Raw genomic sequence first — 12,995 nt, forward strand, 5'->3', positions numbered from 1 at the left:
TTCTGAAACGCTCACCTAAACTAGGTTTCAAGTACATTAGAAATATTGCACATTTCAAGAAACTCACACATCTAATAAATCACACCTTAATTTCCAACAAAAAGATGTAATTTTGATGTTCTCAAAACATACTTTCACATGATAAAAGTTGCCATCAATGGTTTTGGACGCATCGGTCGAAATTTATTTCGCTTATTACTCAATCACCCAAATATTGAGGTTGTAGTAATTAATGATTTAGCTGATACACATACGTTGAGTCATTTATTAAAATACGATAGCATTCATGGTGTATTACCCCACAAAGTTAGTCATACTGAAAACGAAATTTTGGTAGATCATAAGAAGTATCCCGTAACAAATATTTCTGACATCACACAATTAAATTGGCAACCTTACATTATCGATTTTGTCGTTGAAGCTACCGGAAAATTTAAAACAAAAGCGTTCCTTCAACATCACATTAACAATGGTGCTAAAAAAGTAATTTTATCAGTTCCTCCACAAGACGATGATTTAAAAATGGTAGTTTTAGGTGTAAATGAAGAAATTATTGATGGCTCTGAAACCATTATTTCAAATGCTTCATGCACAACCAACAATGCCGCTCCAATGATTCAAATTATCAATAATTTGTGCGGAATTGAACAAGCGTATATAACCACTATTCATTCGTATACCACCGATCAAAGTTTGCACGATCAACCACACCGCGACCTACGCAGAGCAAGAGCCGCAAGTCAAAGCATTGTCCCAACTACTACGGGAGCTGCCAAGGCGCTGACTAAAATTTTCCCTGAACTTTCAGACGTAATTGGAGGTTGTGGTATTCGTGTTCCTGTACCAGATGGCTCACTTACAGACATCACCTTTAACGTAAAACGAGAGACTTCTATTGAAGAAATCAACGCTGCCTTTAAAAAAGCAGCAGAAACTTCTCTAAAAGGTATTTTATCGTACACCGAAGATCCTATTGTTTCGGTAGATGTGATTGACAACCCGTATTCTTGCACGTTTGATGCCCTTATGACGTCTGTTATCGGAAAAATGGTCAAAGTCGTCGGATGGTACGATAACGAAATTGGCTATTCTAACAGATTAATTGATTTAATGTTATATATTTCAAATAAATAAGTATTTTTGAATAAATTCATCCTTCATGGTGTGTAAAGTAAAACACATTCTATATTTCTGGTTTGCTTTATTCTCTGTATTGTCCCAAGCTCAATCCGATGAACATATCAAGGACAGTATAGAACGCTCTTTTGTTGACGTATATGAATACAAAAAGAAGGCTAAAATGGGAAGTGCTCTTGAAAAACTAACCACTATTTTAGAACTTTCAGATAGCATTCAAGACAAAAAAAGTAAAGCCAGAGCTTACTTACTTCGCGCCGAATTAGGTATTGAAGAAAACTACGATAATTTTAACATCTCTGAAATTGAAAGCTACTTACAAAGAGCGGAACAAATTCAAAATGAAGAAGATGACTCTTTAGGATTAGGATACAACTATGTATTGAGAGCTTTAACCGCAACTCGAAACACTTCCTACAGCAATGCAGATGCATATTTTAGCAAAGCAGAAAAAATTTTTGACAAATACCATTCGCTTGATGATATCAATAAATTAAAATACTATCGAGGACTTTTCTATTTAAGTCAAGGAATTAATGGGCGCGCTATTGAACGATTTGAAAATTCACTTCCTATTAATGATCCATACCAACCAAATTATTTACGCGCCAAAGTACACTTAAACCTTGCAAAAGCATATAAAAACATTAAAAAGTTTGAAGATGCTAAACTTAATGCAGAAACTGCCTTGGCTATTGGTAAATCTTATGATTTTCCACTTATCAAGCTTCAAAGTACTAAAATTATTAGTGAAACGTATGCTAGTTTAAATGATTTAGAAAAAGCATATCAATTTCAAGAGAATTACATCAAAATTAAAGATTCTATTTTTAACGTAATCAGTTTACAAAGTGTTGCAGAAGCAAACGCATATTTTGATAATGAATTCCAAAAGCGCCATATAGAGCAATTAAAAATTGATTATGAAGATTCTTCTGAAAAAGGGAAGCGAAACAAGCTTACTTCTATTTTGAGTTCTGCTCTCTTAATCATTATTTCTCTCTTAACAATTTCGTTGTATAGAAACAATCAAATCAAAGTAAAAACTAACAACTTATTGTTAAAGAAAAATTCTGAGTTGCAACTTGCTAAAGACAATGCAGAAAAAGCAATGAAAGCAAAAGCTCAGTTCTTATCTACTGTAACTCATGAATTGCGCACACCTTTATATGCAGTTACTGGATTAACGCATTTACTATTAGAAGAAAATCCTAGTGAAAGTCAAAAAGAGCATTTGAAGTCATTAAAATTTTCTGGAGATTATTTATTGACATTTATTAATGACATTTTACAGGTCAATAAAATAGAAGCCAAAAAATTGGCAGTAGAAAAAGCTCCTCTAAACCTTAAAAAGGTCTTAAACGATGTTGTAAATTCTCTAACTCAAACATCGAAAGAAAACAACAATAAGATTGTTCTAAATATTGATGAAGATATTCCTAAAAAGCTTATTGGAGATTATTTGAAAATGTCTCAAATATTTATCAATTTAATCAGTAACGCCTTAAAATTCACCAAAAACGGAACTGTTGAAATCAATGCTAAAATTGTCAACGAAACGGAATTGCAACAAACTATTGCATTCGAAATAAAAGATAACGGAATCGGGATTTCTAAAGAAATGCAAGAAACTATTTTTGATAGCTTCTCGCAAGGTTCTGTACAAATCAACCGTAAATATGGTGGAACAGGTTTGGGATTGACAATTGTAAAGAGTTTATTAGAATTGCTTGAAAGCGATATTCAACTAGAAAGTAAACTTGGAAAAGGATCTACTTTCCGATTTGCTTTAGTGTTAGACAAACTAAAACCTGAAGCAGTAAATACTGAGACTATTGGTGAAGAAAAAACTGATTTAAAAAGCCGAAAGTTCAAAGTATTACTGGTAGAAGACAACAAAATCAACCAAGTAATTACAAAGAAAATCATTGCAAAGCAAAATATGACTTGCGATATAGCAGATGATGGGTATCAAGCTATTGATCATGCTCGCAGCAATCGTTATGACTTCATTTTGATGGATATTCACATGCCTGGAATTAGCGGTATTGAAGCCACTAAAGAAATTAGAAAGTTTGACGTATCCACACCAATCATTGCGCTTACCGCAATTTCGTTAGATGATAATAAAGATGATTTTTTAAATGAAGGTTTCAATGAGGTTATTTCAAAACCGTTTGACCCAGAAATTTTCTATAAGAAAATCTCAAATATATTGACGTAAGCAAAAATCCCAACCATTTATTTAACAACTATTTAGCGTTTAAAAAAGTTTACTTTTAACTTTTGGCATATGTTTTGTATTTGTATCGATGAAATCAAAAAAAGCAATTAAGCTTTGTTTTCATTTCATATAAATTTTTGGATTGGTTAGTTAAAAGAACAAGGCGAGTTATAAAACTCGCCTTTCTTTTTTATATCGCTACGTTTGATGCTTATTTCAATAATATAATAGAAGAATGGTGTTTATATTCATATAAAAAACCATCATGACTCTTTAGTGAGGCATTCCACAAATGTTTGCACTTTTTCCTTAAACACCTCTTCATCTTTTACAAATTGTACGCTGATTGGCAAATAATACACCTTTTCTATACTATCTTGCAATCGCATAAAATCTTTTTCCGTAGTCAAAATACGGGTATTTATTGCTTTTTGTTTGATCTGTTGAATATCACTTTCGCTAAAATGGTGATGATCTGGATATTTTAAATGTGTATACCGCAACTGCTGCTCATTCAAGTATTGTAACAATGGGGTTGGATTTGCTATTCCTGTAATAAGTATAAATTCCGACTCACTAAATGATGACAATAACATTGTATCATGAGTACCAATTACTTCTTCTGCATAAGCAATTGTGGTAAAAAATAACTGTTGGTACGATTTAGGATGTATCTTCCCCACTATCTTTTTTTGCATTTCCACAGAAAGAAACATCGGACATTTAGTAACTATAATTATATCTGCACGTTTTGCTCCTGCAATAGGTTCTCGTAAATTTCCCGCCGGCAACATCCAGTCGTCTGTATATAAATCTGCAAACGGTGTTAACAAAATATGAAACCCTGCTTTTACCTTTCGATGCTGAAAGGCGTCATCCAACAAAATAACTTCGGGTGGATTGGGCAAGTTTCGTAATCTTTCAATTCCAACCGTTCGTTCGGCTTCGACTGCTACACGAATTTCATTTTTAAATTTATGATAAAATTGCAAAGGCTCGTCTCCAATGTCTTCGGCAGTTGTTGATGAATTTGCAAGTACAAATCCTCTTGTTTTTCGTTTATAACCACGACTTAATGTTGCAATTTTATAATCGTCTTTAAGTACCCGAATTAAATACTCAATCATAGGAGATTTTCCCGTGCCACCAACGCTTACATTTCCAACACAGATAACAGGAAAATCATAGGAAGTTGATTTCAAAATTCCTTTATCAAATAGCCAATTGCGTATCCATACTATAATGCCGTATATCAAAGCAAAGGGTACTAATAACAATCGAAGTCGTCGCATAACAACGAAAGTATAATTTTTTAAGGAATTGTCAATATCAACTTCACTCCTTTTTCACATATAGTTTTTCATTGGACGCAAATAACACTAATTGTTGTTCTTGTTCCTTTCCATGTGTAATTAGTATCTTGAAAAATTTATAGCTATCAGGATACACCATGAGTTGTGGCGAAATCAAATGGCTTGTTTTATACAATTTCCCATTCGGAGATTCTTCATAATCTGCAATTACTATATAGTAAAAGCTTTTAAATACTTGAATATCTTCATCATCAATAGCACGCTCGTCACTGGTTACTTTTATAGCCTGCATTCTAAAATATTCATTACTTCTTGATATGACTGTATGCTCATTCATGTTTACCAATATTTTAAACAACTCTGCATCTTCAATAGGTGTTATACTATTTTGTGACTGCACAAAAAATGTAGACGATATATAAATGATTAGATATGCGTAGAAATATGTTTTCATATGACACATTTAAGATTTACTGTATTGAAAATAAACTTTCTACACTAACTGTAGAAAAATATTGTACGAATAGCAAAATAAATTCGTAAGCGTTCTAAATAAACTTGCTTTTCCTTTTTTAATATCTATATTAACAAGCTAATTTTTATATTTGAGTCAAAGCATACATACATGAAAGTTCAAGATATTATTACTCATATTGAGGAATTATGTCCTCTTGCCTACGCTGAAGATTTTGACAACGTTGGTTTGCTCGTAGGTGACCGAAATCAACAAACAAATGGCGTTCTTATCTCCTTAGATACGTTAGAGAATGTTGTTGACGAAGCCATTGAAAAAAATTGCAATATGATTGTGAGTTTTCATCCAATCATTTTTTCTGGTCTTAAAAAGATTACTGGAAAAACCTATGTGGAACGTGTAGTACAGAAAGCAATCAAAAATGATATTGCTATTTATGCAATGCATACTGCGCTAGACAATTCATGGAATGGTGTTAGTGATCGTATTTGTGACGAGTTAGGACTAACTCAAAAATCTATATTAATTCCACAAAAAGCAACCATCAAAAAACTAATTACGTTTGCTCCTAAGGCTTCTGCAGAAAAAGTACGCAACGCTTTGTTTGCCGTTGGTGCTGGAAGTATTGGCAACTACGATCATTGCAGTTTTAATACTGAAGGATTAGGAAGTTTTAGAGGAAATGAAGCATCTAACCCTACAATTGGTATCAAAGGCGAAACACATTTTGAAGAAGAAGTACAACTTGGAATTACATTTGCTAGGCACTTGGAAGGAAAAATAATAAATACACTGCAACAAGTACATCCTTATGAAGAAGTTGCTTATGAGGTTACAACTCTTGAAAATACAAACCAACATATAGGTATGGGAATGATTGGTCATTTTGAAAAACCAATCAATGAAATGCATTTCATGACACTTTTAAAGACAAAAATGAAAGTTCCTGTGGTGCGTCACTCGCATTTATTAGGAAAAATGATTCAAAAAGTAGCTGTTTTGGGTGGTAGCGGAAGCTTTGCAATTGAAGCTGCCAAACGTGCTGGTGTAGACGCGTATGTCACAGCAGACTTGAAATATCATGATTTTTACAAAGCGGAAGGACAGTTGATTTTGGCTGATATTGGACATTATGAAAGTGAGCAGTATACAAAAAATCTTTTATTTGAGTATCTTACAAAAAAAATTCCTAATTTTGCGTTCATTTTATCAGCAGAAAATACAAATCCAATCAAGTATTCATAAATATGGCAAAGAAGAAAGAAGTTACGGTCGAAGAAAAATTACGCGCACTTTTTGATTTACAACTTATTGACTCTCGTGTTGACGAGATTAGAAATGTTCGCGGAGAGCTTCCTTTGGAAGTGGAAGATCTGGAAGACGAAGTGGCTGGATTAAACACAAGACTTGAAAAGTTTAATAATGATCTTGATCAGATTGATGAAGATATTAAAAGCAAAAAAAATATTATTGAGGAGGCAAAAAGCTTAATCAAAAAATATACGGAGCAGCAAAAAAATGTTCGTAACAACAGAGAATACAACGCATTATCTAAAGAAGTAGAATACCAAGAATTGGAAATGCAATTAGCTGAAAAGCATATTAAAGAATTTAAAGCTGCCATCGAACAAAAGAAAGCTGTTATTGATCAAACAAAAGAGCGTTTAAGTGAAAGAGAATCACACTTAAAGCACAAAAAAGCAGAATTAAACGACATCTTAGAAGAAACTAAGCGTGAAGAAGAGTTCTTAATGAAGAAGTCTGAAGAATTTGAAAAATTAATCGAAGATCGCTTATTAGCTGCTTACAAACGCATCCGTAGCAACGTACGTAATGGATTAGCAGTAGTACAAATTGAACGCGGAGCTTCTGGAGGTTCATATTTTACAATTCCTCCACAAGTACAAGTGGAAATTGCTTCAAGAAAGAAAATCATTACTGATGAGCATAGTGGTCGTATTTTAGTAGATCCTGCATTAGCTGATGAAGAAAGAGAAAAAATGGATAAGCTTTTTGCAAAGTTTTAATTCGAATATAATCTTAAAAAAACCTCGCTACTTAGCGAGGTTTTTTTATGGCCTTTAACTCATAAATTAACGGATATAATTGGTCTTTAGTTTCATACAACCCTTCTTTATTTTGAGTAAGATTGGGTAATACATTATAAGGTGAAGCATCGTGCTCTGTTAAAAACTCAATAGTAAGTCCTGCTGAAATCAAAGCATTAATTACATCGCCTAAACCATGATTCCAAGCGTATTCCTTACTAATCATAGTTGTTTCTCCATCTTCAGCATATGTTCCTTCATATTCCTCATAAATAACCTCTTCTTGACTATATGCATACGCTAACTTAGGAGGAGTTTGTAAATAATCAAACATCCACACAATAGGATGAAACTCAACCATATAAAATGTACCTCCTTCTTTTAATCGAGAAGCAATAATTTGTGCCCACTCATGGAGATTGGGTAGCCAACCTATTACACCATAACTTGTAAAAACAATATCAAATGTATCTGTAACATGAGTATTTACATCATATAAATTACAACAATGAAATTGTGCATCCAATGATAATTCTTCGTTCAATGAACGTGCTAGCTTAATAGCTTCATCCGACAAATCAATCCCTGTACACTTTGCTCCCATCCGAGCCCAACTAAGCGTATCCTGCCCAAAGTGACATTGCAAATGCAGTAATGATTTTCCTTGTATGTCAGGCAAACTAGCGAGCTCATATTTCATCAACGAAGTGGCTCCAAGCTTAAAAGCTTCCATCGCATACATTTCACTTTTAGCATGAATAGCTACTTTTTGATTCCAAGTTTCTTTATTGGTCTTAAAATAATTATCATTCATTTTATCGATTTTTTATGTCATTTATCGTATTATTGTGTTTAGGTTTTCTCCTTGACTACAATTGTAAGGAAAAAATTCTAAATCGTACCCTAATTAATCTTACACTAAATAATTGACCTATGAGAAAAACTACTTTTTCTTTATTTAAAAGTATTTTGATTTGTTGCTTATTGATGAGCGCTTCAACTTTTGCTCAAAATGTTGATGTAATTCTAACAGTAAACTGGCCAAACTGGTCTACAGAAAACAAAGTAGAATTCTATAATCCTAGTGGAACACTTTTGCAAACTATTGACAATGGTTATGATGGAAGTGCCAATACCTCTTATAATGAAACTACGATGTCTGTTTCGTATCCTGTAGATGATAATATGCCTGCTGGTACGGGGTATTATGTGATTGTATACGATACGTATGGAGATGGCTGGAATGGAGGTGGTAGTTTAAGCATTACTGCTGATGGACAAACTGCTTTTACATTTGATGGAAATTTTGATACTAGCGGAACCAACACCGAAATTACACAAACTATCTATTTTGCATTAGAGCAACCTACCCCAGCACCAACACCTGTACCTGAGCCTTCACAATTTGACACCAGTGGAAATGAGTACATTGAATACATTCCAGGAAATATGCCTATTATTATTTCGGCTCCACATGGAGGTGTAAAACAATCAGGACAAACTATTGGAGGTGTATTTTATCCAGATAACGACAGTACGCTACCAGATAGAAACTGTGGTACTAATGAAAGAGACGATAATACAGACATTCTAATTCGTGAAATTCAACAGTCAGTATACGATCAAACGGGCTGTTATCCATATATCATTATCAACAATTTACATAGAAGTAAACTTGATCCAAACAGAGAACAGAACGAGGCTACGTGTGGAGATGCTGATGCCTTATTCTATTGGAATGCATTTCACAACTTTATCGATCAAGCAAGTGCCGATGTAATGAGCAAATGGGGAAAAGGATTGTACATTGATTTACATGGACAAAGTCACAGTATTCCTAGAATTGAAGCTGGGTACAATATCTCTTCATCTGATTTAAACAATACAACAACCAATTATTTAAACTCTGTTTCAAATACTACAATTACAAATTTGGTAAATAACAACTTAGGAAACCTAACACAAGAAGAATTGGTAAGAGGACCTAATAGCCTTGGAGGTCTTTTTGCTTCTACAGGTGGTGCTTTTTACAACGCTCAAGGATATTCTGGTTGTGGTGTTACTTCGGGATACCGTACCTTACCAAGTAACGTAAATGGAGGTTCATCTTCATGTGATGATACTCGCCCATATTCTAATGCTTATTTTGATGGAGATTATTACAATAATAGACGTCATGGATCTGGACCAGCTGCGAGTGACGGACAAGGCGGTGGCGGAACAATTGATGGTATCATGACAGAAGTAAATCGTAGAGTGCGTGATTTAGGAACATATAATGGAAATGTATACGATACACGTCCACAAACTTTAGTTCCATTTGCAGACGACTATGCCACTGTTATTAAAAACTATATTGACTTACATTATAATGACTTTGCAGATTTTGCCTATGCTTCTAACACGTATGCAACAGATGACTCAGATCCAACACCTACTCGTACTACTGGTGTAACGGGTGTATTTACTGCTGAACCTGCTGGATTAGTAATCAACGCTACTACTGGAGAAATTGATTTATCTGCTTCAACTGATGGAACATACACCATTACACACACCGTTGGCGATTGTAATTTATATAGCGCTTCTACAAGTATGACCATTACAAACACATTAAGTACTCCTGATGTATCAGCTACTTCATTTGCTTTGTATCCAAATCCTACTACTGGAAAGCTACAAATTGAATCTTCGGAAGCTATTCAACAAGTAATCATATACAATCTTGTAGGACAAAAAGTAAAAACTTTTTTACTACAAGCCTCACAACAATCAATTGATATGAGCGAACTAAAAACAGGAAGTTATTTTGTGAGCTTACAAGGTACTTCTGGAAACCTATATACAAAACTTATTGTGAAGCAGTAATTGCTGAACAAAGTAATAGTGCTAAATCGAAAAGCCTTGCAAATGCAAGGCTTTTTTTGTGAAAAAATTGCTAGCTCTTTCGCTACAAATAAACAAAAGGATAACTTTCTTTTCCTCTTTTGATTAATGAACGCCGCTCATCAACTTTTTAATAAAAGGCGATATCAACATTACAAGTATTCCAATTCCAGCAGTTAGCACACCAAATACAGCATACACAGAGACATATTGGTATAATTGTTCAAATGCCGCTTGGTTACTTCCTGTGAAATTGCTTGTAAGTCCTGTGATTGTTTCAGTAATTTGACCAAAAATCCCACTCGCAAACACATTTTCTTCCTCAGAAACAGTTGTTAACTTAGCTATTTTTCCAGCAAAAAAGTGTCCATAAAAAGACGCTGAAAAGAACACTCCCATAATGAATGCTAAATACTTTTTTGGAGAAAGCTCTGTCATTTTAGAAAGTCCTATTGGAGAAATACACAATTCCCCTACTGTTAAAATAAAATACCCTACAAACAAATACCACATAGGCGTTTTAGCAAATGCATCAACTGAATTTGCCGACATTGCAAAAACAATAAAACCCATTCCTAAAAAGAACAATCCTAACCCTGCTTTAATGGCCGAATTTGGGTTTTTATTCCTTTGAATCAACACTGTCCATAACCATGAAAAAGGAATAGCCAGTAAAATAATGAATCCTGAGTTGATGCTATTAGTTTGTGCGGCATTCATTCCTACAAGATTGATATTACGATCGGCAAATAAAGTCAATGAACTGCCTGCTTGTTCAAAAATTGCCCAAAACAAAGCCATCAAAATGGTAAAATATGCAGTTACTAACAATCGCCTTTTTGCAATACTTCCCACCGAGCGATAAATGTAAATCATCATTCCAGTAATTGCAATCGTAGCAATCCATACTATATAATGTTCATACTCATTAAAACGCACAATCATTGCAAAAATAGGAACTGCCAAGAAAGCGCTTAACCAAACCAATTGTCCTTTATTCATCCCTAAAAATCGTTTGTCATATATTTTTTGATCAGGTACATTTCCTTTTCCTTGAAACACATTTTTTTGGGTTCCTCTATAAAAGAAAAACAGCCCTAACATCATCCCTATTCCTGCCAACATAAAGCCATAATGCCATCCATATACCTCAGCAAACCATGCACATAGTAATGGAGCAACTGCTCCTCCTATGTTAATTCCCATATAAAAAATGGTAAATCCAGAATCTCGTCGTTTGTCTTGTTCATCATACAACGCACCAACAAAGGTTGAAATATTCGGTTTAAAAAATCCGTTACCCACTATAATCAAAGCTAGTGATCCATAAAAAAATACTGGCAATTCTATAGTCAGAAAAAAATGTCCCAATGCCATTAATACACCTCCAAGAAAAATTGCCTTCCGATAGCCTATATAATGGTCGGCAATAATACCTCCTAATACTGGTGTCACGTAGACAAGCGACATGTACGCTGCAAAAATTCCAATAGACATATCATCACTAAACAGCAATTGTTTGGTCATATATAAAATAAGCAATGCTTTCATGCCATAAAAAGAGAAACGCTCCCATAATTCAGCAAAAAACAAATAAAAAAGTCCTTTAGGATGTCCAAAACGTGTTTCGGAAACTGTAGATGATGTCATGTATTTTTGGTTTAAAAATTAGTAACATGACAAATATGTTTGGAATAAAAAGGAAATAGAAGTTGTGTAGTAAAGTATTATAAAAAATAATAAGTTGTGTGAAATTGTAAGTAAAACACAATTAATTACAAATATCCTTATACAATTCATTTTCAGCCTTCTGCACAAACTCATGCAGCAATCCTTCATCAATAAAAATGTTCTCAGGAATCATACGCAATCTGTACTTTCCTTCTCCCAAAAACGTAAACAAATCTCTACGTTCTAGTTGCTGATCAGTTTCTAACTGTAAAATTTCATTGACATTCTCTATAATACGGGTAAGGTAAGTTTGGTTTTTTATTTCTCCGGCAGTACTTACCAACATACTTTGTTGATCACTACTTGCATGTGCACGACGAATGGCAAATTTTAGTAAGTTTTTGTATTGAGTAGTTTTAGAGCCAAAATCGACTGTAGCGTTATTGATATTTTTTGACGGAATACTCAATTGAATCAATGCCCAGTCCAAAAACCTAATTCGCATTTCATTAGGTCTTGGTGTATTTGCCAATTGAATTACCCAACTGGTAGCCAGTACCAAAAACAAAGAGATTAAAGAGGTTTTGGCAATAATTTTAATGAGTAACGTAGTAAATTCATCATTGATACTTAAAAACACTTCTGGCAACTGAGATACCAAAATTAAAAACATGATTACTACCGAAATCATTGCAACCAACTTGAGTCCACGATATAAAAAGGTTTTGTAAAACGATAGCATCAATAAAAAACATAAAAACCCCGATAGTAGTAAGTCAGGCAATGCATTTAGTTTTACATTATGATAAATATTATTTTCACCTAAAATGGCCGCCATAATCAAAGTGATTGATGCAACTCCAAATATAATTCCAATTATAATTCGGACATTTTTAGTATTGTTATAAATGAATTTGGGCGCATAATAAAAGTAAAAAAGCGCCATTAATAAAAATAGGTTGTTGATGATAGACAACAAGTTAACACCTATTTGATAAGTCATACTTTCCGAAAAGTGAAAATGCTTGGACGCATACGCCCATATTCCAGAGCCAACCCACACAAACATTGCCAAACTCAAATACAACAAACCACTATCAACACGTTTTTGCGACTCATCTTCTTCAAGAATTTGACGGAAACGCTTCCGAATATTTGAATAAATAGCTAATAGCAGTATCGCTCCAATGAAGGAAATAAAAATATGCGCTAAATTGTGAAATTGCTCTACTGCTGTCATT

The 12,995-nt window shown here is 33.8% G+C and carries 10 protein-coding genes; 5 read left to right on the top strand and 5 right to left on the bottom strand.

What is annotated here, in order from left to right; all coding sequences use genetic code 11:
* Window positions 1-138 precede the first annotated feature (138 nt).
* Window positions 139-1,134: a type I glyceraldehyde-3-phosphate dehydrogenase gene (gap, locus tag AA088_RS03615; RefSeq protein WP_046743598.1), complete on the top strand. Its 996-nt coding sequence runs from the start codon at window positions 139-141 to the stop codon at window positions 1,132-1,134.
* A 25-nt stretch (window positions 1,135-1,159) separates the two neighbouring features.
* Complete coding sequence (locus AA088_RS03620; protein WP_064972160.1) at window positions 1,160-3,361, top strand: response regulator; 2,202 nt, start codon at window positions 1,160-1,162, stop codon at window positions 3,359-3,361.
* Between the two features lie 263 nt (window positions 3,362-3,624).
* Here AA088_RS03620 and lpxK read toward each other — a convergent pair whose 3' ends face one another.
* Both lpxK and AA088_RS03630 read right to left on the bottom strand, forming a co-directional pair.
* Window positions 3,625-4,653: a tetraacyldisaccharide 4'-kinase gene (lpxK, locus tag AA088_RS03625; RefSeq protein ID WP_046743599.1), complete on the bottom strand. Its 1,029-nt coding sequence runs from the start codon at window positions 4,651-4,653 to the stop codon at window positions 3,625-3,627.
* Window positions 4,654-4,696: 43 nt separating this feature from the next.
* The gene (locus AA088_RS03630; protein WP_046743600.1) at window positions 4,697-5,128 is read right to left on the bottom strand and encodes a hypothetical protein; all 432 of its coding nucleotides are present in this window, start codon (window positions 5,126-5,128) and stop codon (window positions 4,697-4,699) included.
* Between the two features lie 171 nt (window positions 5,129-5,299).
* Between AA088_RS03630 and AA088_RS03635 the strand changes: the two genes are divergently transcribed.
* Window positions 5,300-6,394, top strand: coding sequence for a Nif3-like dinuclear metal center hexameric protein (locus AA088_RS03635; protein ID WP_046743601.1), 1,095 nt, complete (start codon window positions 5,300-5,302; stop codon window positions 6,392-6,394).
* A 2-nt stretch (window positions 6,395-6,396) separates the two neighbouring features.
* The gene (locus AA088_RS03640; protein WP_046743602.1) at window positions 6,397-7,176 is read left to right on the top strand and encodes a zinc ribbon domain-containing protein; all 780 of its coding nucleotides are present in this window, start codon (window positions 6,397-6,399) and stop codon (window positions 7,174-7,176) included.
* Between the two features lie 31 nt (window positions 7,177-7,207).
* On the opposite strand, the gene AA088_RS03645 is transcribed toward AA088_RS03640, so the two are convergent.
* Complete coding sequence (locus tag AA088_RS03645) at window positions 7,208-8,011, bottom strand: class I SAM-dependent methyltransferase (RefSeq protein ID WP_046743603.1); 804 nt, start codon at window positions 8,009-8,011, stop codon at window positions 7,208-7,210.
* A gap of 119 nt (window positions 8,012-8,130) precedes the next feature.
* On the opposite strand from AA088_RS03645, the gene AA088_RS03650 reads away from it, so the two are divergent.
* Complete coding sequence (locus AA088_RS03650) at window positions 8,131-10,065, top strand: T9SS type A sorting domain-containing protein (RefSeq protein ID WP_046743604.1); 1,935 nt, start codon at window positions 8,131-8,133, stop codon at window positions 10,063-10,065.
* A 123-nt stretch (window positions 10,066-10,188) separates the two neighbouring features.
* On the opposite strand, the gene AA088_RS03655 is transcribed toward AA088_RS03650, so the two are convergent.
* Both AA088_RS03655 and AA088_RS03660 read right to left on the bottom strand, forming a co-directional pair.
* Complete coding sequence (locus AA088_RS03655; RefSeq protein ID WP_046743605.1) at window positions 10,189-11,733, bottom strand: peptide MFS transporter; 1,545 nt, start codon at window positions 11,731-11,733, stop codon at window positions 10,189-10,191.
* Between the two features lie 121 nt (window positions 11,734-11,854).
* Window positions 11,855-12,994: a hypothetical protein gene (locus AA088_RS03660; protein WP_046743606.1), complete on the bottom strand. Its 1,140-nt coding sequence runs from the start codon at window positions 12,992-12,994 to the stop codon at window positions 11,855-11,857.
* Window position 12,995: the final 1 nt, after the last annotated feature.

Source organism: Kordia zhangzhouensis (assembly GCF_001005305.1).
GTDB lineage: Bacteria > Bacteroidota > Bacteroidia > Flavobacteriales > Flavobacteriaceae > Kordia > Kordia zhangzhouensis.